The following is a 24695-nucleotide window of genomic DNA, read 5'->3' on the forward strand; positions in this document are numbered from 1 at the left end:
GCATGCGCCAACCGGATTTGCCCCACAGGAACGAGATATGACGCAGGATCTGCCGCCGAGCGCCGCAAAAGTCGCCTCCGCTGCCGAAAGCCTCGGCCTTGCCATCGCCATTCGTGTGATGACCAAGACCACACGGACGGCGGAAGAGGCGGCGTCCGCCTGCGGCACCTCGGTCGGGCAGATCGTCAAAAGTCTGATCTTCGAGGGCAAGGACAGCGGCAGGCCGCTGCTCCTCCTCGTCTCGGGCAAGAACCGCGTCGATGAGAAAGCGGTTGCCGCGCGGCTCGGCGAGAAATTGGTGCGGCCCGATGCGCAGCGCGTGCGCGAGATCACCGGCTTTGTCATCGGCGGCATCCCGCCGCTCGGACATGCGATGACGCTCGCCGCCTATATCGATCCCGATCTTCTGACCTATGACGAAGTCTGGGCCGCGGCGGGAACGCCGAACGCCGTATTCCCGGTCGATCCCAACAAACTGAAAAGCGCGATCGGGGCCGAGATGCTGCCGATGAGCGCTTGAGAATTCGAGCCTAGAATTCGAGAACAGGTCCGACGGGCACGATGCGCGTCGGATTGATCGTCGTATGGCTCCAGTAATAATGCGTCTTGATGTGGTCGAGATGCACGGTCTCGGCGACGCCCGGCGTGCGGTAGAGACGCTGTACGAAATCGCGCAGATGTCGGTAGTCCGCAATACGCCGGATGTTGCACTTGAAGTGCCCGACATAAACGGCGTCGAAACGGATCAGCGTCGTGAACAGGCGCCAGTCGGCTTCCGTCGGCATGTCGTCGCCGACAAGGAAATCGTGGCGTGACAGGCGCAGTTCGACCTGGTCGAGGGCGTCGAACAATGTACGCACCGCATCCGCATAGATGGATTGGTCGGTGGCAAAGCCCGCTTTGTAGACGCCGTTATTGATGTTGTCGTAGACGAAGGCGTTGATCTCATCGATCTCGGCGCGCAGCGGCGCGGGGTAATAGTCTTCCTTGGCCGGGGTGAGGGCGTTGAAGGCCGAGTTCATCATGCGGATGATCTCGGAGGATTCGTTGGACACGATGCTCTTCGTCTTCCGGTCCCAGAGAACCGGCACCGTGACGCGCCCCGTATAGCCCGGTTTTGCGGCGAGATAGACTTCGTAAAGACGCGACTTGCCGAGCACTTCATCGGTCGTCGCACCCGGGAAATCGCCGAACTCCCAGCCTTCATTGCCCATGCGCGGATCGACGACGGAGACGGTGATGATGTCTTCGAGCCGTTTCAGCGCACGGAAGATCAGAGTGCGGTGCGCCCAGGGGCAGGCATAGGAGACATAGAGGTGATAGCGGCCGGACTCGGCTTCGAACCCGCCGGCGCCGCTCGGGCCGGGGCTGCCATCGGCCGTCACCCAATTGCGGAATTGCGAGCTTTCGCGAACGAAGCGTCCGCCGGTCTTGGCGGTGTCGTACCACTGGTCATGCCACACGCCGTCGACGAGCAGGCCCATCGTTCCCCCACCAATTTTATGTTTTATCCGGCCCGCTCGGACGGCAGCCGGTGTGATGCACGATGGCTCCACAGCATCGGATTGTAAATTAACATTCGGATTTGTCGCGGAAAACAGGCCCGCGTTCAGATCATCCCACAATTGCGTGAAATGCAGGCTCGTGCTAATCGCCGCGCATGAACTTGCGACGATCGATCCGTGCGGCGCTCCTGAGCGCCTGATCAGCCGCCGATCCCTCCTTCAAGGAAGCGGAACGGCGAGAGAGTCCTTCTGCCGTCACGAGTTCGCTTCCCATGACCAGCCTGTCCATCAGCATCCTGCCCGAAGCGCCGGAGCATTCCGCCGCCATCGAAAGCCTGCATGACCGCGGTTTCGGCCCCGGCCGCTTTGCACGTACGGCTTTCCGTTTGCGGGAAGGTGTTCGGCCGACGCCGGGGCTTTCCTATGTCGCGCTGGTGGGCACGCTGCTTGTCGGCTCCGTGCGGCTGTCGCCGATCCGGATCGGCGGTGTGCCGGCGCTGCTGCTCGGGCCGCTCGCAGTGGAACCCGCTTTCATGAACCGCGGCATCGGCACCGAACTGATGAAGACTGCCCTCGACGCTGCGCGCGAGCAGGGGCATGCCCTGGCGCTGCTCGTCGGTGACGAGCCCTTCTATGCAAAGAGCGGCTTTACCCGCATCCCGCATGGAAAAGTTCGCCTGCCGGGGCCGGTCGATCCGGACCGGCTTCTCGTCGCCGAGCTGAAGCCGGGCGTGTTTGCGGACGTCGAGGGACTGGCGGAACCCTATTTCGGTTGATGACGTCCTGCGCCGCACAGAGCGGGAGGGCGGTGGGCGGGCTGTCACGGCACTGTCATCAAGCCGGGCTAGCCGGTTCTCCGTCACTTTTATTTCCGGAGATTTCCGTGCGCACCGCCATCACCTCGCTGTTTCTCGTCGCCCTTGTTGTCACTTCGGCTTCGGCCGAAACGCTCTCCGGCAAGATCTCGTTTGAATCGAAGGAAGGCTGCGAAGGTTTGAAGACGGGCCTGCGCATCGTCACCAAGGAAGGCAGCGCCGAATTCTTTATCGGCAAGTCGAGCGACGGCGTGATCAAGACCGACGCCTCCGGCAAGTTCCTCGGTTCCGCGACCTCGACGGGCCTGAAGGTCTCGGGCTCGATCAAGAGCGGCACGCTCGTGCGCCGCGAGACCAAAGTCTCGGGCGGCTGCAAGGGCACGTTCTCGCTGTGATGTGAATCTGTATTGCGTTCGCGAACGGCCCGCTCTGAGCGGGCCGTTTTGCTTTTGCGGTTGGAGTTAGCGGCCTTCGCGCGCCCAGGCGGCGGTGACGGAGGCAAGCAGCAGCAGAAGCCCGATCAGCCCGGCAAAGACGGGGAACATGTCGAGGCCGCGCACGACACTGGCTTCGGCTTCGCGGACGCCGATCCAGTCGCCGCCTGAAGCGCGCGCACCGTCGCGCACCTGAAGAAGGCGGGGAAGGGTAAGTGCGCCGTCCTCATCGGCGATGCGGCGGACAGAACCGCCGGTCGCTTCCGCAATCGGCTGCAGGCGCTCGGTGCTCGACGCGATCTCCTGGAATTCGCGCGGATTGGCCGGGCCGAGATTGGCGATGGCGGTGAAAGTGCCGTCTTCGGCGCGGTAAAGGCCCTGTTCGTTGGTGTCGATCTCCGCACGGAAGAGCCCGGGTTCGGATTGCGTCAGCGTGATCGTGCGCGTCTCTCCCGAAGGATAAGTCAGCGTCACCGGCGGCGCGGTATCGCCCATGGTCTGGCGTTCGATGTTCAGCGTGCCTTGGCGTCCGCTCATGCGCAACGCTTCCTCTTCGAGATCCGGCTCCTTCATCAGCCAGTGGACGAGGCGGCGCAGAAGATCCAGATGCGGCCCGCCGCCCTGGAAGCCCCGCGCCCACAGCCAGGCATGATCGGAGAGAAACAGCGCAACGCGCCCTTCCTCTTCATGCGACAGGACAAGCAGCGGGCGGTCGCCTGCGCCGGACATCAGGCTGTCGCCGGAGCGGGCGCGCGTTTCGACGATGCGGAACCATTCGCTCCAGCTTGGATCGGGCCCGCCGCCCGGCAGATTGCGCGTCACCGGATGACGGTTGCCGGCGTCGGTGACGAGCGGCTTGAAGGGGCGCTCGATGACGCCGCCGAGCGGCGTTGCCGGCAGAACATCGCCGAGCGGGGTTTCGGACAGGCTGCCGGGTCCCGCATAGTCGGGACCAGCCGCCACAAGCACCGCACCGCCATTGCGTACATATTGGGCGATATTGTCGAAGTAGAGCAGAGGCAGAATGCCCTGCCGCGCATAGCGGTCGAAGATGATGAGGTCGAAATCTTCGATTTTCGTCACGAACAGCTCGCGCGTCGGGAACGCGATGAGCGAGAGTTCGTTGATCGGCGTGCCGTCCTGCTTTTCCGGCGGACGCAGAATGGTGAAGTGCACGAGATCGACATTCGCGTCGGCCTTCAGAAGATTGCGCCAGGTACGCTCGCCGGAATGCGGCTCGCCCGAGACGAGAAGAACGCGGAGCTTTTCGCGCACGCCTTCGATGGAAAGGGCCGCTCTGTTGTTGAGGCGCGTCAGCTCGTCTTCGGCGGGCGCCGCTTCCAGTTCGACGACATTCGGCCCGGCATGGGCGATCGGCACTTCGATTTCGCTGTCGCGTCCCGGCACGACGATCAGGCGGGCAATTTCTTCGCCGTCGCGCCGCGCGGTGACGGCGATCGAGCCACGCGTCTCAAAGCCGGTGTCCTCGACGCGGAAGCCGACGATCTGGCTCTTGTCGACGATGCCGAAGCGCGGCGTTGCGGTGAGAACAATGCGGCGGTCGCGCTCATTGGGACGGCCGGTGACGAGAGCGTGCACCGGCGCGGTGAAGCCAAGGGCCGCGGCGCTGGCCGGAATATCGTGGACGACGCCGTCGGTGATGAGGACGGCGCCGGCAACCCGATCCGGCGGCACATCGGACAGACCTGCCTGCAGAGCTTTAAAAAGCTCGGTGCCGTCAGAACCGGATGACGGCGCGGCGCCTTCGATGACCCGCACTTCGGTATTCGGCAGGCGCTTTGCCTTCTCCTCGATGTCTTTGAGGGCATCGGCCGTGCGCGCATCGCGTCCGTCGAGCGACTGGCTGGCGCTTTTGTCGACGACGACGGCGAGAACCGAGGTCAGCTTTTCGCGGTCTTCGCGGGTGAGGGAAGGGTTGGCGATGGCGAGCAGAAGCACGCCGAGTGCCGCGGCGCGCAGCCACCAGCCGCGCGGCCGGAAGATCGCAAGCGCAATCGCCGCGATGACGGCCAGAACGGCAAAGCCCGTCAGCGGCCAGAAACCGATCAGAGGCGTGAAGGCGAGATTGAAATCCATCCTGCCTCCTACTGGCCGAGCCGTTCGAGGAGGGCGGGAATATGAACCTGATCGGCCTTGTAGTTACCGGTCAGGGCATACATCACGATATTGATGCCCGCGCGGTAGGCGAGTTCGCGCTGGCGCGGGTCGCTCGGCACGGTGGGCAGCAGCGTCTGGCCGCGCTCATCGATGGCCCAGGCGCCGGCAAAATCGTTCGAGGTGATAAGGATCGGCGAGACGCCGTCGCCGGAGCGGACAGGAGAGGCCGCGCCGCTTTCCTCTTCCTCGACGCTTGGCATCGCCTCGACCCAGAGTGGCGCGCCGCGGAAGCGGCCCGGAAAATCGGGCAGAAGATAAAAGCTTTTGGTCAGGACGTGATCGGCCGGAACCTGTTCAAGCTCGGGAATGTCGAGGCCGGACAGAATGCGGCGCAGGCCGGCAGTCCCCGCGGGCGAGGTGCCGGAGGAGGAATAGATCGCATCGCGCGTGTCGAAGAGGATGGTGCCGCCGCGCTTCATATAGGCGTCGATGCGCGCGAGGGCCTCGCTCGAGGGCGCCTGCGCCGTCTCGGAGACCGGCCAGTAAATCAGCGGATAAAACGCCATCTCGTCTTTGGCGGGATCGAGGCCGACAGGCTCGCCCGGCTCGAACGCGGTGCGCTGTGCGAGCTGCGCGCCAAGGCCGCGCAGACCCGCAAGGCTCACTTCGTCGACGCTTGCATCGCCGGTGACGACATAGGCAAGGCGTGTCTTCAGCGCCGCATCGACCGCTTTGGCATCGGTCTGCTGCGCATCGGCCTGCGGAGCGATAGCGAGCGCGGCGAGAATAACGAGCGCAGCCGTTACGCCGCGGCGGCCCCAGCGCGGCATGCGGCCGGCGAGGAACAACATCACGAGCGTATCGATGAGAAAGGCCAGAAGCGCGCCGCCGAGAAGCCAGGGCGCAAGCGGCGTCGGCTCGGCATTGGCATAACCGCGCACGCTCACCGGAAGATTGGAAAGATCGAGCCGTGTCAGTTTGGCGTCCGGCGCCAGAGTATTGACGGCGATGAAGCCGTCGGGCGGGCCGTAAATGCCGGGCGGATGATCGGGCGTACCCTCAGTAAGGCCGCGGGCGGGAACCGGACGCGCGGTCGGCGGTGGGCTGCGGAAGGCGCCGAAACCGTCGAGCGTGCGGGTCGGGGAGAGGGTCGCCGCCTCGACGGGCTGGCTGGCATTTGCCGCGTCCGCGCCCGTGGCGGCGGGAGCCGCTTCGCCGGCAAGCGCGATGGTGCGGCGCAGCATGTCGACAAAGAGACCCGAAATCGGAAGATTCGACCAGACCGTGTCGGCGGTGACGTGGAACAGGACAAGCAGGCCCGCCTCCGAGCGCTCCGCCGTGACGAGCGGCGTACCGTCGGCCAGAACCGCCCATGAGCGTTCGGCAAGCTCAGGATCGGGCTCGGCGAGGACCTGGCGGTTGACGACGACGTCTTCGGGGATGTTCAGCCCGGCAAACGGGCTGTTCTGCGGAAACTCGCCGAGCTTTTGCGGCGTCGACCAGGCGAGCGCGCCGCCGAGCACGCGGCCGCCGCGGCGCAGACGCACCGGCACGAGATCGTCGTTCTCAGCTGCGGCAAGGCGTGAACCTGCGAAACGGATCAGGACGCCGCCTTTCGATATCCAGCTGCGCACGGCCTCCTGCGCTTCGGGCGTGATCGTACCGACATCGGCCAGCGCGATGACCGGAACGCCGTCCTCGATGAAGCGCAGAATGGCCTCGGATGGCGCACCGGCATTGGAGGGGCGGACATCGGCGAAGGGTTCGAGCGCGCGCTGTAGATAGTAGGTCGGCGACAAAAGCGGCTGCGCCTGATCGGCTGTCGCACCCGAGACAAGGCCGATGGCTCTGCGGCGCCAGCGTTCGTCGAGAAGCTGGACGCCCGCAGCAGACCGGTTCTGCGCCAGATCGAGCCGCGCGACTTCGTTGCGCAGTTCGATCGGCAATTCGAGTCTCGCCTGCGTTTCGGTGGCCGAGGGGCTGAAATTATACTGCGTCTCGCCGAGCGGGCGGCCGCGCAGATCGAAAGCGCGGACAATGCCGGTCTCGCTTGCGCCGGTGTCGGCGCGCAGCACGCGCACGGTCAGCGCCTGCGGGCTGTTGTCGGAACCGGCAAGACCGCGCGCCGTGTGCTCGGGCACATGCACGGTGAGCCGGCTGCCGTTTCCAAGTTTGCCGAGCGCCTCGGAAAAGGCGCGGCCATTGCCGGTGTCGAGGCCGCCGGCGAGCCAGACGAGGTCGGCGCCGGCGGTGCGTCCGGCGAGCGCCGTCAGCGCCGGCAGATGGGTCATGCGATCGCGGATATAAGGCTGCGGAACAAGCGCGCGCAGCTTCTCGCGCGCGGCGGCCCCGGTGCCGACCGCGATGTCCTGCGGTTCGGAATTGAGGGCGAGGAGCGCAATGCTGCGGCCGGAGGCTTCGGCGCCGTTGATCGCAGCTTCCGCCGTCAAAAGCCGCGCATCCCAATCGGAAGCGGCCGGCCATCCGTCGTCCAGCATCAGAACGAGCGGGCCGCCGCCCGGCGGTGCCGGCGGCGCAGGGTTCAGAACGGGACCTGCGAGCGCCAGAATGACGAAGGCGGCGAGCCCGAGCCTCAGCAGCACGAGCCACCACGGCGTTCGCGCCGCGGTCTCCTCCTTCGGCACGATGTCGAGCAAAAGTCTCAACGGCGGGAAATGGACGCTGCGCGGCCGGGGCGGGATCAGCCTCAGCAGGAAATAGAGTGCGGGCAGCGCGATCAGCGCCGTCAGCAGCCAGGGATTCAGGAAGGCGAGGGGAAGCCCGCTCATCCCGCAAGCCTCTCGCTGCGGGTTTCATTCGGGCTCTCGGTCAGCTGCGTATAAAGCGACAGCAGCGCCTCGGAGGGCGGACGGTCGGTGCGGTGCAGCGCGGTCGACCAGCCAAGCGGACCCGCGATCCGGCGCACGGATTCGCGATGCGCGGCAAGCCGCAGCGCATAGTCCTCGCGCAGATCCTGGGCGCGGCCCAACGTGAAACGGGTCATGATCTCGGGGTCTATGAATTCAGTACGTCCCGAGAACGGGAAGGTTTCCTCGGCCGGGTCGGAAATCGCCAGGAGATGTCCGCGCGCGCCATTGCCGGCAAGGCCGCGGACGGCGGTTGCGATCTCCTGTTCGGGCTCGAGGAAATCGCCGATCAGGACGGCTTCCGAGAGCTGCGAGAGCGGGCGCGGTGCCGGCATCTGTTCGTCCGGAGGCGCGGCGAGCAATTGCTGGGCGAGAATATCGACGGCCCTGCGGCTTGCGGTCGGCGCGCCAAGGCCGATGAGTCCCACGCGTTCGCCGCCGCGCACCAGAAGATCGGCGAGCGCCAAAGTCATGATCACGGCGCGTTCAAGCTTGGAGTCGGTTGCGAGATCGGATTTGAACGCCATCGAGCGCGAACGGTCGATCCAGATGAAGACAGTGTGCGCGGCTTCCCATTCCTGTTCGCGCACATACAGATGATCGCCGAGTGCCGAACGGCGCCAGTCGATGCGTGAGGCACTTTCGCCCTGCGAGTAGCGGCGGAACTGCCAGAAGTTTTCGCCGACGCCGGCGCGCCTGCGCCCGTGCAGGCCGTGAATGATCGAGGCGGAGGTGCGGCGCGCGGCAACGACAAGCCGCGGCATCGAGGCCGCAAGCAGATGGGCCGCCGCACTGTGGCGCGGCGCAACCGCCACTTCGTCTTCGGTGAGCGTGCGCGCCCGGACCATCACCCTCAGCCGATCCGCCCCGTAAGACGGCTGATGATGTCGGAGATTGTCTGGCCTTCGGCGCGCGCTGCGAAGGTCAGCGCCATACGGTGCTTGAGGATCGGTTCGGCAAGTTCGATCACATCATCGACCGAGGGTGCATAGCGGCCATCGACCAGAGCTTTGGCGCGAACCGCGAGCATCAGCGACTGCGAGGCGCGCGGGCCGGGGCCCCATGCGATCAGCGGCGCGATTTTCGGATCGGCGCTTTCGGGGCGCGCCGAGCGCACGAGATCGAGGATCGCATCGACAACGCTGTCGCCGACGGGCAGGCGGCGAATGAGGCGCTGTGCCGCAAGAAGCTCGTCGGTCTTCATCGCCTGGCGCGGACGCGTTTCTTCGGCGCCTGTGGTTTCCAGAAGAATGCGCCGCTCGTCGTCGCGGCCGGGATAGGCGACATCGATTTGCATCAGGAAGCGGTCGAGCTGCGCTTCGGGAAGCGGATAGGTGCCTTCCTGTTCGAGCGGGTTCTGCGTTGCCAATACATGGGACGGACGCGGCAGGTCGTAGCGCACGCCGGCGACGGTGACGTGATGTTCCTGCATCGCCTGCAGCAGCGCCGACTGGGTGCGCGGCGAGGCGCGGTTGATTTCGTCGGCCATCAGAAGCTGTGCGAAGATCGGGCCGGCGAGGAAGCGGAAGCTGCGCGTGCCTTTGACGCCTTCTTCGAGAACTTCAGAGCCCAAAATATCGGACGGCATGAGATCGGGCGTGAACTGGATGCGACGTCCGTCGAGTCCGAGCACGACGCCGAGCGTCTCGACGAGCTTGGTTTTGGCAAGGCCCGGCACACCGACGAGAAGCGCATGCGCGCCGCACAGGACCGTGAGCAGCGCCCGTTCGACCACGAGCTCCTGACCGAAGATCACCTCGCCGAGGGCTTCCTTGGCGGCGGTAACCTGGGCGATCGTTTGTTCGGCATTGCGGAGGATGGCGTCATCGAGGGACTGGGCTTTGCTGCTGCTGCGGCTCATCGGAACTCCTTAAAATGCAATCCACGCAACTTCCGGGCCGCACTCCGCGCAGCGCTTGCATGGCTTATGTACCTTCAGGGTATGGTGCGGGTTTGAAAAGGGCGAGAACGTGACGTCCCACAGGCGCTTCCGCCCGATGTGCCGAGGCGTTTCGTCATAATCGCGTGTCATAAACCGCCGGGCTGTCATGATCCGTTCAATACTGCCTGCCATTGTCCTCTTCCTTTTGCCTTTTGCTGTGTATTTTCTGTGGCTTGGGCTGAAGAGGCGGAGCGTCGCCGGGACCGAAATCCCGGTTAGCGGCAAATATCTCGCTTGGGCAACCGGGCTAGGCATGCTGCTGGCGGCTGGCGCATTTGTGATCTTCGGCGACTTCCGGGGAGCCGACCCCGATGCCGTCTACTTCCCGCCGGTCTATGAGGGGGGAAAGGTCACGCCCGGTCATTTCGAGCCGCGGGAGAAGGCCAAGTGACCGAGGCTGTGAAAGCGCTTCTGGCCGATGCAGGCGTGCGCCGCATGTTCGAGGTCTTCGACGGCGGGGGTGAGGAGACGCGGATCGCCGGCGGCGCGGTGCGCGACGCCTTGATCGGCCGCGTGCCGCCGGAGGTCGATTTCGCAACGACCGCCGTGCCGGAGGAGATTGTGCGCCGCGCCGCCGCTGCCGGCTTGAAATCGGCGCCGACCGGCATCGAACACGGCACTGTCACCATCATCATCGACGGCCATCCGTTCGAGATCACAACGCTCCGCCGCGATGTCGAGACCGATGGCCGCCACGCCAAAGTCGCGTTCGGCCGCGATTGGGCGGAGGATGCGCAGCGGCGGGACCTCACGATCAACGGTCTGTTTCTCGACGGCGAAGGCAAGGTTCACGATTTCGTCGGCGGCGAGGGCGATCTTAAAGCGCATCTTGTGCGCTTTATCGGCGACGCGAAGACGCGCATCCGCGAAGACTACTTACGCATCCTGCGCTTCTTCCGCTTCACGGCGCGCTATGGCGAAGGCACGCCGGATGCAGAGGCGATGTCGGCCGCCATCTCCGAACGGCACGGTCTCGACCAGCTGTCGCGCGAGCGCATCCGCGCCGAGCTTCTAAAATTTCTGATGACGCCGCGCGCGGCCGAGCTTGCAAAGCTGATGGCCGATGCGGGATTTCTCGGACAGGTCTTGGGCGGTGTTGCGCGGCCGCGCCGTCTTGCGCGCCTCCTCGAGAGTGCGCCCGAGGCCGATGCAGTGCAGCGCCTCGGCGCGCTCGCGCTGTTCATCGAAGACAATGCCGAGCGATTGCGCGAGCGGCTGCGTCTGTCGAATGAGGAAACCGCGCGGCTGAAAAGCATGGCGGGCGGGCCGGTGCCGACCGGAGCGGATGAGCGCGCATTGAAAGCTCTCCTCTATCAACTCGGCCCTGCGCTTTATCATGACCGCGTTCTCTTCACTGGCGCAGGTTCCGAGGCCCGTTCGCTCACCGAGCGCTGGACCGCGCCGAAATTTCCGGTGAGCGCCGCCGATCTCATCGCGCGCGGTGTCGCCAAAGGCCCGCATCTCGGCGCGGCGCTCGCGCGTATAGAGAAGGATTGGATCGCGGCGGGATTTCCCGACGACAAAAAATCCATCGACCGGCTGACGACGAACGGTCTGGCAGCCGTCTAGAACCCGCCTATATTGTTCGCGGTGGGACGGAGATCGGCAATGAGAACACCGTTTCTTGCAGCAGCTTTTCTGATGGCCTCTGTGTTCGCCGCCGCTGCGGATGTGCGGGTGCGCGTGGACAGCGATGTGCACGGCGCCGACAGCATCGCGCGCTATATCGAGCGCCTCGGGACGGAATATCTCGCTCCCAACCAGAAGCTAGACATCACCATTCTCGATTACAAACGCTCGCGCGGCGGGTTCGGTGGCGGCTTCAGCGACCCGTTCACCCGTCCATACGGTTTTTATCGCGGCTACGGTTATGGCCCGCGCTACGGCTGGCGCGATCCGTTCTATGGTTTCGGCGGCTATGATCGCGGGCGTCCCGGCCATCTGACGGTGCAGTATTTGCTGCGCGAGAGGGGCAAGGTGATCGCCTCCAATATCGAGACCATCACAAGCTGGAACGACAGCTTCGGCTATGGCGGCGGCGTTTCGAACGATCGCAGCGAAGTGCGGCGCTGGTTCCGCAAGAGATTCCGTGCGGGCGAGCGCGGAGATTCATGAATCGCATGCGACGCTTGCTGCGCAAGTTTGGCATTTTCATTCTGGGTGTCGTCGTCGGCATCGTGATCGGCCTTGCGGCCGGTCTTATCGTCTTCCCCTTCGTCTTTGCTCCGCCGCCCGCGGTCGAACAGCGGACCGAAGCCGACAAAACAAGGCTGGCGTCCGGTCTCTTTATTCACGCCGATCCGTCGGACGCGGTGCATTGGGGTAAAGGCGGCGTTGCGCTGTTTGATGGCGCCGTCTTCCTCGAAAGCGATTTCGAAGTCGGGCCCGGCCCCGCCTATCACGTCTATCTTTCGGAGAGCAGTGCGGAGGAGCTTCGCCGCGCTGACGACAAGAACGCGCTGGCGCAGTCAGGCCTGCGGGTCGATCTCGGCCGTTTGCGCGCCTTTCAGGGCAGTCAGCGCTATGCGCTGCCCCCTGGCGAGGACGCGAGCAAATATTCTTCGGTCACGGTCTGGTGTCAGGCCTTCAAGGTCCTGATCACAGTCGCAGATCTCAAAAAGCCTTAGGGCCATTTCACCACGGGCGGCATTGACGACAGGATGGAGTCGACATTGCCGCCGGTCTTCAGGCCGAAGATCGTGCCGCGATCGTAAAGCAGGTTGAACTCGACATAGCGGCCGCGGCGCACGAGCTGTTCCTCGCGGTCGGCCTCGGTCCAGGGTGTATTGACGTTGCGGCGCACGAGTTCCGGATAGATGGCCAGGAAGGCGTCGCCCACGGATTTGGTGAAGGCAAAGTCGGCGTCGAAATCGCCGGAGTCCAGCCAGTCGTAGAAAATGCCGCCAATGCCGCGCGGCTCACCCCGGTGCTTTAGGAAAAAGTATTCGTCGCACCAGTCCTTGTAGCGTTTGTAGTCGGCGACCTTGTGCCCGGCGCAGGCCTTTTCATAGGCGGCATGGAAGTCGCGGCTGTCGCGGTCGTCCTGGGTGCGGCGCCGGTCGAGCACGGGCGTGAGATCGCCGCCGCCGCCGAACCAGCTCTTGGTGGTGCGCACATGGCGGGTGTTCATATGCACCGTCGGCACGTTGGGATTGCGCGGATGGGCGATCAGCGAAATGCCCGACGCCCAGAAGCGGGGGTCTTCCTCGGCGCCGGGGATCTGGCCGCGGAATTCGGGCGAGAACTCGCCATGGACGGTCGAGACATGGACGCCGCATTTTTCGAAGACGCGGCCCTTGAGGATGGACATGACCCCGCCGCCGCCGTCCGCCCCGGAATGGTCTTTCCTCTGCCAGGGGGTGCGGACGAAGCGTCCGGCTTCAAGCCCCTCATTGCCGGGGGCGGAGCCGGCTTCGTCTTCCAGGGTCTCGAAAGCCGCGCAGATTCGGTCCCGGAGGGATTCGAACCAGGGAGGCGTCGTGAGATGGGCTTGGGTCTTGGTGTCCATGGCGGCAGGCATATAGCAGGTTTAGGGCAGGAGGCTTTGATCGGCCTCAAGGGGGCCGGCCGCAAGCCGGGAGAGGGGCAAGGGCCGGGCCGGTTTCGGTAGTCCTTCTAGTCTTTTGGCGTGGCCCTTTAAGCTTTGGACCGGGTTCAATTTCGCGCAAATGCGGTCAAAAGTGAAAAACACCTGGGGACGTGAAATCCCCAGCTATGAACCTTCCGTGCGGCATGATGTCGTGCGGAAAGCCGCACTCTGGACAAATACCAATCTGCGAGCCAAAAACGCGGCCAATTAACGGATGCACGGGGGCGTGTGTCCGGAAGAATCCGCTCCTTATAGAGTGGCATGATCAGCCGATACTGGCCGAGAGAGGGCACCCAATTGGCGACGCCGAGTCTGGTTGAACCCACCCGCCGCGATTTCCTTTACATCGCCACCGGCGCCATTGCCGCCGTCGGCACCGCGGCCACCGTGTGGCCCTTCATTTCGCAAATGAATCCCGACGCTTCGACGCTGGCGCTGGCATCGACCGAAGTCGACGTTTCGGCGATCGCCGAAGGTCAGGCCATCACCATCAAATGGCGCGGCCGGCCGGTCTTCGTGCGTCACCGCACGGCCAAGGAGATCGAGGACGCCAAGGCTGTCCCGATGTCCGAGCTCGTCGATACCGATGCGCGCAATCCGAACCTCAAGGGCGAATCGACCGAGGCGACGGATGCGAACCGCGCGGCGGCCGGCAAGGAACCCTGGCTGATCATGATCGGCACCTGCACCCATCTCGGCTGCGTTCCGATCGGCCTCTCGGGCGATTTCGGCGGCTGGTTCTGCCCGTGCCATGGTTCGCACTACGATACCGCGGGACGTATCCGCAAAGGCCCGGCGCCGGAAAACCTGCATATCCCGCCGTACGAATTCACCAACGACACCACGATCCGGATCGGTTGACCGGGGCCCCTGGCCTTTAAGGCGAGACAGCGATGAGCGGACATTCCACGTTTGAGCCTAAAAATCCGGTCGTGAAGTGGCTTGAGGCAAGGCTGCCTATTCTCAGCCTCGCCCACGGCTCCTTCGTGGCCTATCCGGTGCCGCGCAATCTGAACTATTTCTGGACCTTCGGCGCGATCCTCTCGGTCATGCTGGTCGTCCAGATCGTGACCGGCGTCGTTTTGGCCATGCACTACACGCCGCATGTCGATCTCGCCTTCAATTCCGTCGAGCACATCATGCGCGACGTGAACTATGGCTGGCTGATCCGCTACATGCATGCGAACGGCGCCTCGATGTTCTTCGTCGCCGTCTACATCCATATCTTCCGCGGCATCTATTACGGCTCCTACAAGGACCCGCGCGAAGTTCTCTGGATCCTCGGCGTCGTCATCTTCCTTCTGATGATGGCAACGGCCTTCATGGGCTATGTGCTGCCTTGGGGTCAGATGTCGCTGTGGGGCGCCATCGTCATCACCAATCTGTTCTCGGCGCTTCCCTTCGTCGGCGAGCACATCACGACCTGGCTGTGGGGCGGTTTCGCCGTCGACAATCCGACGCTCAACCGCTTCTTCTCGCTGCATTACCTGCTGCCCTTCATGATCGCCGGCGTTGTCGGCCTGCATATCTGGGCGCTGCATGTCACCGGCCAGAACAACCCGACCGGCGTTGAAGTGAAGTCCTCGTCCGACGTGGTGCGGTTCACGCCCCATGCGACGCTGAAGGACGCCGTCGGCGTCGTCTTCTTCCTGATCTTCTTCTCGTGGTTCATCTTCTATGTGCCGAACTTCCTCGGCCATGCGGACAACTACATTCGCGCCAATCCCCTGCAGACGCCGGCGCACATCGTTCCGGAATGGTACTTCCTGCCGTTCTACGCGATCCTGCGTGCCATCCCGTCCAAGCTCGGCGGCGTGCTTGCGATGTTCGGCGCGATCGTCGTGCTGTTCTTCCTGCCCTGGCTCGACACTTCGCGCGTCCGTTCGGCGAACTACCGTCCGCAGTACAAGGTGTTCTTCTGGATCTTCGTCGCGGTCTGCCTCGGCCTCGGCTATATCGGCGGCATGCCGCCGGAAGGCTGGTACGTGTTCTTCGGGCGCCTGTTCACGATCTACTACTTCGCCCACTTCCTGATCATCCTGCCGCTGCTCGGCTGGCTTGAAAAACCGCTGCCGCTGCCGGCTTCGATCACCGAAGCGGTGCTGGCGAAGAAAGGCGGCGCGGCTGCCGCGCCCAAAGGATCAGTCCATGCGCCGGACCGGGGAGTCTGAGATGTCCAAGCTCTCCGTTACGCTGAAGGCCGCAGGTCTTCTCCTCGCGCTCTCGGTCCCGGCTTTTGCCGCGGGCACCGCCGAGCATCCGCATAAGGAGCATTGGAGCTTCGGCGGCATATTCGGTCATTATGACCGGGCGCAGCTGCAGCGCGGCTTCAAGGTCTATCGCGAGGTCTGCTCCTCGTGCCACGGCCTGACGCTCGTCTCGTTCCGCAACCTCATGGAAGAGGGCGGTCCGAGCTTCACCGAAGGCCAGATCCGTCTGCTCTCGGCCGAATACAAGATCACCGACGGTCCGAACGAGACCGGCGAGATGTTCGAACGTCCCGGCCGTCCTTCGGACCGCTTCCCGGCGCCGTTCCCGAACGAGCAGGCCGCGCGTGTGTCCAATGGCGGCGCCTATCCGCCGGATTTCTCGGTGCTCGCCAAGGCGCGCACCTATGAGCGCGGCTGGACCAATGGCTACATCATCTGGGATTTGATCACCGGCTATCAGGAGCACGGCGCGGATTACATCCATTCGCTGCTCAACGGCTATGACAAGCCGGTTCCGGCGGAGCACACCGTCCCGCAGGGCTCGCACTACAATCCGTTCTTCCCGGGCGGCAATATCGCGATGCCGAAGCCGCTCAATGACGGCCAGGTCGAATACACCGACGGCACGCCGACGACGATCGATCAGTATTCGCGCGACGTCACTGCGTTCATGATGTGGGCCGCCGAGCCGCATCTCGAAGCCCGCAAGCGCATGGGTTTCATGGTTCTCATCTTCCTCGGCGTGTTCGCCGCTCTCGTCTACTTCACCAAGAAGAAGGTGTGGAGCGACGTGGCGCACTGATGTCCGCCGCGGAGGAAATCGCAGCCCTCATCCGGGCGATCCCGGATTACCCCAAGCCCGGGATCATGTTCCGGGACATCACGACTCTGCTGCAGGACCCGCGAGGGCTGAAGCTGTCGGTCGACGGCATCGCCGAAGCTTTCAAGGACGACCACATCGATCTCGTCGCCGGCATCGAGGCGCGGGGCTTTATTCTCGGCGGCGCGGTCGCCCATGAACTCGGCAAGGGCTTCGTCGCGATCCGCAAAAAGGGCAAGCTGCCCTCCGTCACGCTCAGCCAGGAATATGCGCTCGAATACGGCGTCGATTCCGTTGAGGTCGATGTGGACGCCTGCAAGCCCGGCCAGCGGGTTCTCGTCATCGATGATCTGATCGCCACCGGCGGCACGGCCGAAGCCAGCCTCGGTCTTGTGCGCCGTCTTGGCGGCGTTGTCGTCGGTGCAGGCTTCGTCGTCGATCTGCCGGAACTCGGCGGGGCGCAGCGTCTTCGCGATGCGGGCGTCAATGTGCAGAGCCTCGTCACGTTCGCGGGACACTGACGGCGCCCGTCACCCGCACTCACCTCGGCTGAGGAAAGGTGGACGGCATGTCGCTTAAGGAAATCCAGAAACTTCCGCCGGCGAAAACGCCCGCTTTTGCCGTGGGCGCCGGCGCGCTCGGCATTCTTGCTCTGGGAGCCGTTGCCCTTGGCAGCATCGCCATCGGTGCTCTCGCGATCCGCCGGGCACGGGTCAAATCGCTGGTGATCGACGAGCTGACCGTTCGCCGTTTGAACGTGCTCGAAGAGATCAGCCAAACACGCCGGCCGCCTTATGCGCCGCGCGCACAGGCTCGGGCAGCCGGTATTTCGTCAGGCAAGACATCACAAGCGAAACGGCGCTCTCAAGGTCGCTGAGATGTCCGGCCGAGACGAAGACGGGCTTGCAGCCGGCTTTCGTCCTGAGCGCTGCGCCGATCACTTCGTCCTTGTGCGTCACGGGCCGCCAGTCCCCGCGTTCCGGGCCGACCCCGTCATGCGCCCCGCATAGCCGGTTCTTGGCGTTGGCGATCGTCGGTACGCCGAGCCACAGCCCGATATGCGAGGCGATGCCGATGCGGCGCGGATGCAGATAGCCGGAGCCGTCGAACATGAAGACATCCGGCACATTTTTGAGTTTGGTGAAGGCATCGACCAGGACTTCGCCTTCGCGAAAGCTGAGAAGGCCGGGCACATAGGGAAATGTGGTCGGCCTCTGGGCGAGCGCGGTCTCGACCGGTTTGAAATCCGGAAAAGTCAGAACCGTCACCGCCGCCTGCGAAACATTGTTCTTCACGCTGACATCGACGCCGGCGACCGTTCTTATCTTCGAAAGATCGAGCGGGCGGTCGGCAATGACCTGATCGCGCAATGCATGCTGAAGCTGAACGGCATCCTTCGGGGTGATGTCCCAGGAATGCAGATGCTTCAGCTTCATCAGTTGGCGAAGCGAAAGTGCAGGACATCGCCGTCGGCGACGACATAATCCTTGCCTTCAAGCCGGAGCTTGCCGGCATCGCGCGCGCCGCTTTCGCCCTTGAACTGGACGTAGTCGTTGTAGGCAATGGTCTCGGCGCGGATGAAGCCTTTTTCGAAATCCGTATGGATGACGCCTGCGGCGCCGGGGCCTTTGGTGCCTTTTTCGATCGTCCAGGCGCGTGCTTCTTTCGGGCCGACGGTGAAGTAAGTGACGAGGCCGAGCAGCGAGTAACCGGCCTGAATCAGCCGGTCGAGACCGGCCTGGGTGAGGCCGAGCGCGTCGAGATAGTCCTTACGCTCTTCGGGCGGCAGGACGGCGATTTCGCTTTCGATCTTTGCGGAAATCACGACGGCGACGGCGCCTTCCTTCTTCGCGCGCTCTTCCACCATCTGCGAATATTTATTGCCCGTCGCGGCCGAGCCTTCGTCGACATTGGCGACATAGAGGATGGGCTTTGAGGTGAGGAGGTTCAGGCCGTCGAACGCTTTGCGCTCTTCGTCCTTCACCTGCGCAAGGCGCGCCGGCTTGCCCTCACGGAGGAGGGGCAGCACGCGCTGCACGAGATCGAGCTGTTCTTTGCCTTCCTTGTCGCCGCCGCGCACGCGCTTTTCCAGCGCGACGATGCGCTTTTCGAGACTGTCGAGATCGGCGAGCATCAGCTCGGTCTCCACCGTGTCGGCATCGGCTAGCGGATCGATTTTGTTCTCGACATGGGTGATGTCGTCGTCTTCGAAGCAGCGCAGCACATAAGCGACCGCATCGACTTCGCGGATATGGGCGAGGAACTGGTTGCCGAGGCCTTCACCCGTCGATGCGCCGCGCACAAGGCCGGCGATGTCAACGAAGGTCAGGCGCGTCGGGATGATCTGCGCCGAGCCGCCGATCTCGGCCAGCGTATCGAGGCGCGGATCGGGCACCGCGACTTCGCCGACATTCGGCTCGATCGTGCAGAAGGGATAGTTCGCCGCCTGCGCCGCCGCGGTCTGCGTCAGCGCGTTGAAGAGGGTCGACTTGCCGACATTCGGCAGGCCGACGATCCCGCATTTGAAACCCATCTCTAATCCTCTTCGCGCTCGCCCGGCCGTTTGGGGGCTTTGAAGCCCTTGGCTTCGAGCGCCGTGTGAACCTTGTTTTGAAAACCGGTCTCGTCACCCTTGGCGAGAAGATCGGCGTTTGTCGCCATCGCATCGATCAGGCACGACACCCAGTCGCGCTCCGATTTTGCGAAATCCGACAGTACATACGAATGAACGATGTTCTTGTCGCCCGGATGTCCGATGCCCAGTCTGACCCGCGTATAATCATTGCCGATGGCGGGCGAGATCGAGCGCAGGCCGTTATGGCCGGCATTGCCGCCGCCCGCCTTGATGCGGATCTTGGCCGGGGCGAGGTCGAGCTCGTCGTGGAAGACGATGATGTCGGAGAGGGCCAGTTTGAAGAAACGGGCCGCATCCGAAACGGAGCGGCCCGACTCGTTCATATAGGTCTTCGGCTTTAGCAGCAGTGTTTTCACGCCGCCGATCTCTCCCTCGGTGGTTTCGCCGTGAAAGCGGGCGCGCCAGGACGGAAAGTTCCAGCGCGCCGCGATCGCGTCGATCGCCATGAACCCGATATTGTGGCGGTTGCCAGAATATTGGGCTCCGGGATTGCCGAGGCCGACGAAGAGCCGCATTGGGCTCTCCGCTTACTTCTTGGCGTCGGGCTTCTTGGCGTCGCCGGCCTTGGCATCGCCAGCCGCCGGAGCCGCACCCGCCGCCGGAGCACCGGCCGCAGGAGTGGCTTCCGCCGCAGCAGCCTTCGGCTCTTCGGTGACGATGGTCGGCGCGGCGATGGTCGCGACGGTGAAGTCGCTGCGGTCCACGGGGCGTGCGCCTTCCGGCAGCTTGACGCTCGAGATGTGGATCGTGTCGCCGATGTCGAGGCCGGTGAGATCGATCTCGATGGCCTTCGGAATGTTCGTCGCCTTAACCGCGAGTTCGATCGTGTGCTCGACGATGTTGAGCACGCCGCCTTCCTTGAGGCCCGGGGACGCCGCTTCGTTGATGAAGTGAACCGGAATCTCGACGGTGATGATCGAGTCTTCGGTGATGCGCAGGAAGTCGATATGGGTGAGGAAGTCCTTCACCGGATCGAGCTGGTAATCGCGCGGAATGGCCTTCTCCACTTTGCCGCCGACATCGATGTCGAACAGCGTGGTCATGAAGCCACCGGCGTGGAGGAGGATGTACAGTTCGTTCCCGGGAAGGGAAATGCCAGTCGGTTCCTTCTTGCCACCGTAAATGACGGCGGGAACACGATGCTGACGGCGCAACGCACGGGCGGCCCCCTTGCCAACCCGGTCGCGCGCTTCGGCCTTGAGGACCTTGGTCGCGGACATAGTCTATCTCCAGAAGTAAAGAAGGCCGCATTGGGCGGCCCTCGAAGGTCCGGCGCACCTCCAGGGATGTGGACGCCAGAACGCGCGTTCCTATAGCGGAAGGGCCCGGTGAGGGCAACGCCTGATAGAAGAAAAAGGAATAAAGTCTCAGTCGAACAGGCTGGAGACGGATTTTTCTTCCGAAGTGCGGGCGATGGCCTCGCCGATGAGCTCCGCCACCGAAATGCAGCGGATATTGGCGGCAACCCGCACGGCTTCCGTCGGCTGGATGGAGTCGGTCAGAACGAGCTCCTTCAGCTTGGAATTGGCGATGCGGGCCACCGCGCCGCCCGACAGCACGCCATGGGTGATGTAGGCGTAGACCGACTCGGCGCCCTGTTCGAGCAGGGCTTCGGCCGCGTTCACCAGAGTGCCGCCTGAATCCACAATGTCGTCGACGAGGATGCAGTTCTTGCCCGCGACGTCGCCGATGACGTTCATCACTTCCGAGTCGCCGGGGCGCTCGCGGCGCTTGTCGACGATGGCGAGCGAGGCATCGATGCGCTTGGCGACCGCGCGGGCGCGCACCACGCCGCCGACGTCCGGCGAAATGACGGCGATGTTCTTCAGCGGGATGTGCTGTTCGATATCGCGCACAAGGGCGGGTGCCGAGAACAGATTGTCCGTCGGAATGTCGAAGAAGCCCTGGATCTGGCCGGCATGCAGATCGAGCGTCAGAACGCGGTCGGCGCCGGCGCGGGTGATGAGATTGGCCACGAGCTTGGCCGAGATCGGCGTGCGCGGGCCGGCTTTGCGGTCCTGGCGGGCATAGCCGAAATAAGGAAGAACCGCCGTGATGCGGCGCGCCGAGGCTCTCCGCAGCGCATCGATGATGATGAGCAGTTCCATCAGATGGTCGTTGGTCGGGAAGGAGGTCGACTGGACGACGAAGACGTCTTCGCCGCGGACGTTCTCCAGGATCTCGACGAAAATCTCCATGTCGGCGAAGCGCCGGACATTGGCTTTGGTCAGGGGGATCTTGAGATAGGCGGCGATCGCCTCGGCCAACGGACGGTTGGAATTGCCCGCGACGATCTTCATGAAAAACCCCTGCCGAAAAGGCCGCTTTCAGCCTCTTTCGAGCGGCTCTTAACAGGCGGCGGGGCCCGGCTCAATGCCGGGCACGACGGATCGGTTAATTGTTGCAGGCATGTGACGAAATGGCTGGCCCTACGAAGGGCTTATCTGCGGGAGAGAAGGCTCACAGCGGACCGCAGAGGCCGACACTGGCAAGTTCACCGTTCAGGCGTGGAGGGGCTTCCGCCCGGATGCCAAAGGCCTGCGCGGGCTCGGGCTTCAGGCGAAAGCAATGCTGTTTAACGGCGCCGCCCAGCATGTTGCCGCCTGAAAGGCTGGCGCAGATTTGCGCATTATCCTGAAACACCTTTTCCAGCAGAAACGCCGTCAGGCGTACCGGATTATCGGTCGCGCGGAGAGCATCCATAGCAGCTCCGTCGCTCCTTATGCGTTCGATGGATTTGCCGTCGATATACAGGCCTTCGATGCTCACCACTTTGCCCGCACAGTCGTCGATCGTCAGGTGGAAAGTCGGCTCCCATCGCGACAGGCTGCGCAGGCCGGCCTGATCGATGTCGATATGGATTTCGCGCCATGGCGGTTTCTGGCGGTCATTGGGTCCGATATCCGACTGAGGCCGCGTCTGCGACAGCCCACCGACCGAAACCGATATCGGCTCCACATTGATCGTCCACGCCGCACACGCGATCAGCGCAAAACACGCAAACGCGATCTTCGAAAATCCGCTCATAAGAACTCCGCGGTGGAAGGTTCGCAGTTTCAGCTACGCAACGCGATCGCCGCAACCAGCCGCCCGTAATCGGGCTCCTTGCGATGGGTCGTGCGGCGGAATGAGTAAAAGCGCGTCTCGTCCGCATAAGTGTCGAAGCCGAGATCTTCGACGGTTGCGACCTCCGCCGCTTTGAGGCGCGAGACGATATAGGAACCGAGATCGAACAGGCTTTTGCCGTCCGCCGCCGGTTTGAAGAAGCGCAGATTGTCCATGTCGGCGGCGCGGAAGTTGGTGACGAATTCCGGGCCGACTTCATAGCTCGGCTGGCGGATGCAGGGGCCGAGCGCCGCCGTGATCGAGCCGCGCCGCGCGCCGAGTTTTTCCATGGCGTCGAGGGTGGATTCGATGACGCCGCCGAGCGCGCCTTTCCATCCGGCATGAGCCGCGGCGACAACGCCCGCGCCGCCATCGGCAAAAAGGATCGGCCCGCAATCGGCTGTCGAAATTCCAACGGCAAGTCCGGGCGTTGCGGTGACGACGGCATCGGCCTCGGGCGCTTCGCCTTTCGCCCAGGGTTCGAACGCCACGACCGCCGTCGGCGAATGGATCTGATAGGGCGTTGCGAGCCGGTCGCGTTTGACGCCCAGCGTCGCCGTCATGCGCGCGCGGTTTTCCGCAACGGCGTCCGGATCATCGTTCGAACCCCGGCCGCCATTCAGCGAGGCATAAAGACCGGTTGAGACACCGCCATCCCGCGTAAAGAAGGCGTGCGCAACATTGTCGATCTTCGACAATGCCGGCGCGGCGATGAAGGGGACGGCAGGCATGTTCATGCCGGCATGCTCGTAAAGCCGGGCGGAGCAGGCAAGTTGCGCGGTGTCACAGCCATAACCTTGAACAGGCGGCCCATGCCGGTTTCTGTGTCCTCGATCAGGCGCGCCGTGCCGCTTTCAAGCGCCAGCGCCTGTTCAAGGCTCGCCTGGCGCATCAGCATGGCGGTGCGCTCGAGAATGCCGAGCCCCAGCAGGAAATCGCGCTGAGTCATCGGCCCGTGCGGCGCGGCGCCGGCGTCCTTTGCGGCAGAAGCGAGCGCCGAAAAATCCACATGGGCTGTGAGATCGGCTTCGCCCGAATCTTTCAGCGCATCGACAAAAGCGTGTCCGCGCAGCGCCTGCAGCGTTTCGCCGAGGCCGGGCCGCGCATAGCCGTAATCGATGAAGAGCGCGGCGCCGCCCTGCGCCTCAACGCGCGCCGCAATCTCGCGGGCGATACGGGCGCTTTCGGGCGAGATCTCGATGATGGAGCCCTCGGGCGCTCCGCGGAAAGCCTCCGGGATCGCAAAATCCGGAACCTTCAGCGGCGAGAGGCCGAATGTCAGCACATCGTCGATCAGGCCGACGACGCGCTCATGCCAGGATTTTGCGCCGCGCACATAATGATGCACGGGCAGTGCATCGAAGAACTCATTGGCGATGAAGAAAGCCGGGCCCTTCGGCACCTGGCCGATATTGTGATGCCATTCGATCTGAACGCCCGCATCCTTCAGCGTACGCTCCTGCGCCGCGCGCAGCAGCGGGCTCGTCTCGACGAGATGCACTTTCACAGCCGAACGGAGGGCAGGCGCGACCTTCAGCGCGCGCAGTGCATCCAGCATCAGCGTGCCGCGGCCGGGACCGATCTCTACAAGATGAACGGGATCGGGACGCCCGCCGACCGACCAGATGGCCGCGCACCACAGCCCGATAAGCTCGCCGAAGATCTGGCTGATCTCGGGTGCGGTGATGAAATCGCCCGCAGTCCCGAACGGATCGCGTGTTGCATAGTAGTGCGCATTGGCGAGCTGGATGAGCGTTGCGACCGTGACCGGCCCCTCGCTTTCGATCCTGCGGCGGAGATCGGCCTCGACCGGCGTCATGCTTTGTTCCGGGCGCTTTTCCGGGCGCGCATAAGAAAGGCGGCGCCGAGTGCGATCATCGGCAGCGACAGCAGCATGCCCATGGTCAGGCCGTAAGCGAGAAAGCCGATCTGCGCATCGGGCTGGCGGAAATGTTCGCCGACCGTGCGGAAGATGCCGTAGCAGACAAGGAAGAGACCGGAGACAGTGCCGGGGCGTTTGAAGCCGCCGAAGCGCACCGCCGCCATCACGATGGTGAAGAGGAGAAGGCCTTCGAGTGCTGCCTGATAGAGCTGGCTCGGATGGCGCGGCTCGGGTCCGGCGGCCGGAAAGATCATCGCCCAGGGCACGTCCGTCGTGCGGCCCCAGAGTTCGCCGTTCACGAAATTGGCGATGCGGCCGAAGAACAGGCCGATGGGTGTGACGGCCGCGCCGAGATCGAAAAGTTCAAGAACGCCAGCTTTGTAGCGGCGGGCGAGAAGAAACAGGGCGAGGATGCAGCCGAGCAGTCCGCCATGGAAGGACATGCCGCCATGCCAGATAGCCAGAGCCTCCAGGGGGTTCTGGGCGTAATAGCCGGGATTGTAGAACAGGACATAGCCGAGCCGTCCGCCCAGCACGATGCCGCAGGCCATATAGAGGAGGAAGTCGTCGACGCCCTGATCGTTCAAGGGCGGCTTGCGGCCCCAGAGCGCCTCCTTGCGGCAGAGCTGCCGGGCCAGCCACCAGCCGAGCAGGAGGCTGACCACATAGGACAGCGCATACCAGCGGATCGCGAAGGGGCCGATGGCCAAAGCTACCGGGTCGATTTCCGGGAAGGGAATGACGAGATTTGGCATGGCTTTTCCTTGAACGCG

The 24695-nt window shown here is 63.9% G+C and carries 26 protein-coding genes; 11 read left to right on the forward strand and 15 right to left on the reverse strand.

The features are described 5' to 3' along the window. The first annotated feature begins 37 nt into the window (after positions 1 to 37). Positions 38 to 520, forward strand: coding sequence for a YbaK/EbsC family protein (locus IZ6_RS04115; protein WP_222876742.1), 483 nt, complete (start codon positions 38 to 40; stop codon positions 518 to 520). Positions 521 to 530: 10 nt separating this feature from the next. Here the strand turns inward: IZ6_RS04115 and IZ6_RS04120 are convergent, their stop codons facing one another. Next, positions 531 to 1484 carry a glutathione S-transferase family protein gene (locus IZ6_RS04120; RefSeq protein WP_222876743.1) on the reverse strand — a complete coding sequence of 318 codons (954 nt, stop codon included), beginning with the start codon at positions 1482 to 1484 and terminating at the stop codon, positions 531 to 533. Positions 1485 to 1777: 293 nt separating this feature from the next. Between IZ6_RS04120 and IZ6_RS04125 the strand changes: the two genes are divergently transcribed. After that, positions 1778 to 2281 carry a GNAT family N-acetyltransferase gene (locus IZ6_RS04125; RefSeq protein ID WP_222876744.1) on the forward strand — a complete coding sequence of 168 codons (504 nt, stop codon included), beginning with the start codon at positions 1778 to 1780 and terminating at the stop codon, positions 2279 to 2281. Between the two features lie 107 nt (positions 2282 to 2388). Continuing rightward, the gene (locus tag IZ6_RS04130) at positions 2389 to 2715 is read left to right on the forward strand and encodes a hypothetical protein (RefSeq protein ID WP_222876745.1); all 327 of its coding nucleotides are present in this window, start codon (positions 2389 to 2391) and stop codon (positions 2713 to 2715) included. A 66-nt stretch (positions 2716 to 2781) separates the two neighbouring features. Here the strand turns inward: IZ6_RS04130 and IZ6_RS04135 are convergent, their stop codons facing one another. Genes IZ6_RS04135 through IZ6_RS04150 form a run of 4 tightly spaced genes read right to left on the reverse strand, consistent with a single transcriptional unit; the run spans position 2782 to position 9600 of the window. Further along, complete coding sequence (locus IZ6_RS04135; protein WP_222876746.1) at positions 2782 to 4851, reverse strand: hypothetical protein; 2070 nt, start codon at positions 4849 to 4851, stop codon at positions 2782 to 2784. 8 nt (positions 4852 to 4859) lie between these two features. Further along, entirely contained in the window at positions 4860 to 7661 is a 2802-nt protein-coding gene (locus IZ6_RS04140) for a DUF4159 domain-containing protein (protein WP_222876747.1), read from the reverse strand. After that, positions 7658 to 8587, reverse strand: a complete 930-nt coding sequence (locus IZ6_RS04145) for a DUF58 domain-containing protein (protein WP_222876748.1) — start codon at positions 8585 to 8587, stop codon at positions 7658 to 7660. Before IZ6_RS04145 ends, IZ6_RS04140 begins: the two co-directional genes overlap by 4 nt. Before the next feature lie 5 nt (positions 8588 to 8592). Then, positions 8593 to 9600 (reverse strand): AAA family ATPase, encoded by a 1008-nt coding sequence (locus IZ6_RS04150; protein WP_222876749.1) that lies wholly within the window; start codon positions 9598 to 9600, stop codon positions 8593 to 8595. Between the two features lie 187 nt (positions 9601 to 9787). Between IZ6_RS04150 and IZ6_RS04155 the strand changes: the two genes are divergently transcribed. From IZ6_RS04155 to IZ6_RS04170, 4 genes are read left to right on the forward strand one after another with little or no spacing between them, the layout of a single operon-like run. After that, a complete protein-coding gene (locus IZ6_RS04155; protein ID WP_222876750.1) occupies positions 9788 to 10072 on the forward strand; it encodes a DUF6111 family protein in 285 nt (94 codons plus the stop codon). Continuing rightward, entirely contained in the window at positions 10069 to 11250 is a 1182-nt protein-coding gene (locus IZ6_RS04160; protein ID WP_225873995.1) for a CCA tRNA nucleotidyltransferase, read from the forward strand. The genes IZ6_RS04155 and IZ6_RS04160 overlap by 4 nt, the downstream gene beginning before the upstream one ends. Positions 11251 to 11289: 39 nt before the next feature. Continuing rightward, positions 11290 to 11796 carry a hypothetical protein gene (locus IZ6_RS04165; protein ID WP_222876751.1) on the forward strand — a complete coding sequence of 169 codons (507 nt, stop codon included), beginning with the start codon at positions 11290 to 11292 and terminating at the stop codon, positions 11794 to 11796. 5 nt (positions 11797 to 11801) lie between these two features. After that, positions 11802 to 12308, forward strand: coding sequence for a DM13 domain-containing protein (locus tag IZ6_RS04170; protein ID WP_222876752.1), 507 nt, complete (start codon positions 11802 to 11804; stop codon positions 12306 to 12308). Here the strand turns inward: IZ6_RS04170 and hemF are convergent. After that, positions 12305 to 13201: an oxygen-dependent coproporphyrinogen oxidase gene (gene hemF / locus IZ6_RS04175; RefSeq protein ID WP_222876753.1), complete on the reverse strand. Its 897-nt coding sequence runs from the start codon at positions 13199 to 13201 to the stop codon at positions 12305 to 12307. The two genes, IZ6_RS04170 and hemF, sit on opposite strands and share 4 nt — an antisense overlap. A 366-nt stretch (positions 13202 to 13567) precedes the next feature. Here hemF and petA point away from each other — a divergent pair, with 366 nt between their 5' ends. Genes petA through IZ6_RS04195 form a run of 4 tightly spaced genes read left to right on the forward strand, consistent with a single transcriptional unit; the run spans position 13568 to position 16821 of the window. Next, the gene (petA, locus tag IZ6_RS04180; RefSeq protein WP_225873996.1) at positions 13568 to 14131 is read left to right on the forward strand and encodes a ubiquinol-cytochrome c reductase iron-sulfur subunit; all 564 of its coding nucleotides are present in this window, start codon (positions 13568 to 13570) and stop codon (positions 14129 to 14131) included. A 32-nt stretch (positions 14132 to 14163) separates the two neighbouring features. Then, positions 14164 to 15441 carry a cytochrome b gene (locus IZ6_RS04185; protein ID WP_222876755.1) on the forward strand — a complete coding sequence of 426 codons (1278 nt, stop codon included), beginning with the start codon at positions 14164 to 14166 and terminating at the stop codon, positions 15439 to 15441. 1 nt (position 15442) lies between these two features. Continuing rightward, positions 15443 to 16282, forward strand: coding sequence for a cytochrome c1 (locus IZ6_RS04190; RefSeq protein WP_222876756.1), 840 nt, complete (start codon positions 15443 to 15445; stop codon positions 16280 to 16282). Further along, positions 16282 to 16821, forward strand: a complete 540-nt coding sequence (locus IZ6_RS04195; protein WP_222876757.1) for an adenine phosphoribosyltransferase — start codon at positions 16282 to 16284, stop codon at positions 16819 to 16821. The genes IZ6_RS04190 and IZ6_RS04195 overlap by 1 nt, the downstream gene beginning before the upstream one ends. 249 nt (positions 16822 to 17070) lie before the next feature. Here IZ6_RS04195 and nfi read toward each other — a convergent pair whose 3' ends face one another. The 9 genes from nfi to lgt all read right to left on the reverse strand — a co-directional run bounded on the left by nfi (position 17071) and on the right by lgt (position 24677). After that, positions 17071 to 17736 carry a deoxyribonuclease V gene (nfi, locus tag IZ6_RS04200; protein ID WP_222876758.1) on the reverse strand — a complete coding sequence of 222 codons (666 nt, stop codon included), beginning with the start codon at positions 17734 to 17736 and terminating at the stop codon, positions 17071 to 17073. After that, positions 17736 to 18833, reverse strand: coding sequence for a redox-regulated ATPase YchF (gene ychF / locus IZ6_RS04205; RefSeq protein WP_222876759.1), 1098 nt, complete (start codon positions 18831 to 18833; stop codon positions 17736 to 17738). The genes nfi and ychF overlap by 1 nt, the downstream gene beginning before the upstream one ends. Positions 18834 to 18835: 2 nt before the next feature. Continuing rightward, the gene (pth, locus tag IZ6_RS04210; protein ID WP_222876760.1) at positions 18836 to 19450 is read right to left on the reverse strand and encodes an aminoacyl-tRNA hydrolase; all 615 of its coding nucleotides are present in this window, start codon (positions 19448 to 19450) and stop codon (positions 18836 to 18838) included. 12 nt (positions 19451 to 19462) lie between these two features. Continuing rightward, positions 19463 to 20155, reverse strand: coding sequence for a 50S ribosomal protein L25/general stress protein Ctc (locus tag IZ6_RS04215; protein ID WP_222876761.1), 693 nt, complete (start codon positions 20153 to 20155; stop codon positions 19463 to 19465). Between the two features lie 147 nt (positions 20156 to 20302). Then, positions 20303 to 21235, reverse strand: coding sequence for a ribose-phosphate pyrophosphokinase (locus IZ6_RS04220; protein WP_222876762.1), 933 nt, complete (start codon positions 21233 to 21235; stop codon positions 20303 to 20305). A gap of 160 nt (positions 21236 to 21395) precedes the next feature. Then, positions 21396 to 21962: a hypothetical protein gene (locus IZ6_RS04225; protein WP_222876763.1), complete on the reverse strand. Its 567-nt coding sequence runs from the start codon at positions 21960 to 21962 to the stop codon at positions 21396 to 21398. 29 nt (positions 21963 to 21991) lie between these two features. Next, on the reverse strand, positions 21992 to 22777 hold the full coding sequence (gene pgeF / locus IZ6_RS04230; protein WP_222876764.1) for a peptidoglycan editing factor PgeF: 786 nt from the start codon (positions 22775 to 22777) through the stop codon (positions 21992 to 21994). Beyond that, positions 22774 to 23859 carry a class I SAM-dependent methyltransferase gene (locus IZ6_RS04235; RefSeq protein WP_222876765.1) on the reverse strand — a complete coding sequence of 362 codons (1086 nt, stop codon included), beginning with the start codon at positions 23857 to 23859 and terminating at the stop codon, positions 22774 to 22776. The genes pgeF and IZ6_RS04235 overlap by 4 nt, the downstream gene beginning before the upstream one ends. Further along, the gene (lgt, locus tag IZ6_RS04240) at positions 23856 to 24677 is read right to left on the reverse strand and encodes a prolipoprotein diacylglyceryl transferase (RefSeq protein ID WP_222876766.1); all 822 of its coding nucleotides are present in this window, start codon (positions 24675 to 24677) and stop codon (positions 23856 to 23858) included. Before lgt ends, IZ6_RS04235 begins: the two co-directional genes overlap by 4 nt. Positions 24678 to 24695: the final 18 nt, after the last annotated feature.

The sequence above is a fragment of the Terrihabitans soli genome (genome assembly GCF_014191545.1).
Classification (GTDB): Bacteria; Pseudomonadota; Alphaproteobacteria; order Rhizobiales; family Methylopilaceae; genus Flaviflagellibacter; species Flaviflagellibacter soli.

Excerpts from the sequence above, each read along its gene's own strand:
- IZ6_RS04115 (WP_222876742.1), top strand. The coding sequence starts at position 38 with ATGACGCAGGATCTGCCGCCGAGCGCCGCAAAAGTCGCCTCCGCTGCC.
- IZ6_RS04120 (WP_222876743.1), bottom strand. The coding sequence starts at position 1,484 with ATGGGCCTGCTCGTCGACGGCGTGTGGCATGACCAGTGGTACGACACC.
- IZ6_RS04125 (WP_222876744.1), top strand. The coding sequence starts at position 1,778 with ATGACCAGCCTGTCCATCAGCATCCTGCCCGAAGCGCCGGAGCATTCC.
- IZ6_RS04135 (WP_222876746.1), bottom strand. The coding sequence starts at position 4,851 with ATGGATTTCAATCTCGCCTTCACGCCTCTGATCGGTTTCTGGCCGCTG.
- IZ6_RS04140 (WP_222876747.1), bottom strand. The coding sequence starts at position 7,661 with ATGAGCGGGCTTCCCCTCGCCTTCCTGAATCCCTGGCTGCTGACGGCG.
- IZ6_RS04145 (WP_222876748.1), bottom strand. The coding sequence starts at position 8,587 with ATGGTCCGGGCGCGCACGCTCACCGAAGACGAAGTGGCGGTTGCGCCG.
- IZ6_RS04150 (WP_222876749.1), bottom strand. The coding sequence starts at position 9,600 with ATGAGCCGCAGCAGCAGCAAAGCCCAGTCCCTCGATGACGCCATCCTC.
- IZ6_RS04155 (WP_222876750.1), top strand. The coding sequence starts at position 9,788 with ATGATCCGTTCAATACTGCCTGCCATTGTCCTCTTCCTTTTGCCTTTT.
- IZ6_RS04165 (WP_222876751.1), top strand. The coding sequence starts at position 11,290 with ATGAGAACACCGTTTCTTGCAGCAGCTTTTCTGATGGCCTCTGTGTTC.
- IZ6_RS04170 (WP_222876752.1), top strand. The coding sequence starts at position 11,802 with ATGCGACGCTTGCTGCGCAAGTTTGGCATTTTCATTCTGGGTGTCGTC.
- hemF (WP_222876753.1), bottom strand. The coding sequence starts at position 13,201 with ATGCCTGCCGCCATGGACACCAAGACCCAAGCCCATCTCACGACGCCT.
- IZ6_RS04185 (WP_222876755.1), top strand. The coding sequence starts at position 14,164 with ATGAGCGGACATTCCACGTTTGAGCCTAAAAATCCGGTCGTGAAGTGG.
- IZ6_RS04190 (WP_222876756.1), top strand. The coding sequence starts at position 15,443 with ATGTCCAAGCTCTCCGTTACGCTGAAGGCCGCAGGTCTTCTCCTCGCG.
- IZ6_RS04195 (WP_222876757.1), top strand. The coding sequence starts at position 16,282 with ATGTCCGCCGCGGAGGAAATCGCAGCCCTCATCCGGGCGATCCCGGAT.
- nfi (WP_222876758.1), bottom strand. The coding sequence starts at position 17,736 with ATGAAGCTGAAGCATCTGCATTCCTGGGACATCACCCCGAAGGATGCC.
- ychF (WP_222876759.1), bottom strand. The coding sequence starts at position 18,833 with ATGGGTTTCAAATGCGGGATCGTCGGCCTGCCGAATGTCGGCAAGTCG.
- pth (WP_222876760.1), bottom strand. The coding sequence starts at position 19,450 with ATGCGGCTCTTCGTCGGCCTCGGCAATCCCGGAGCCCAATATTCTGGC.
- IZ6_RS04215 (WP_222876761.1), bottom strand. The coding sequence starts at position 20,155 with ATGTCCGCGACCAAGGTCCTCAAGGCCGAAGCGCGCGACCGGGTTGGC.
- IZ6_RS04220 (WP_222876762.1), bottom strand. The coding sequence starts at position 21,235 with ATGAAGATCGTCGCGGGCAATTCCAACCGTCCGTTGGCCGAGGCGATC.
- IZ6_RS04225 (WP_222876763.1), bottom strand. The coding sequence starts at position 21,962 with ATGAGCGGATTTTCGAAGATCGCGTTTGCGTGTTTTGCGCTGATCGCG.
- pgeF (WP_222876764.1), bottom strand. The coding sequence starts at position 22,777 with ATGAACATGCCTGCCGTCCCCTTCATCGCCGCGCCGGCATTGTCGAAG.
- IZ6_RS04235 (WP_222876765.1), bottom strand. The coding sequence starts at position 23,859 with ATGACGCCGGTCGAGGCCGATCTCCGCCGCAGGATCGAAAGCGAGGGG.
- lgt (WP_222876766.1), bottom strand. The coding sequence starts at position 24,677 with ATGCCAAATCTCGTCATTCCCTTCCCGGAAATCGACCCGGTAGCTTTG.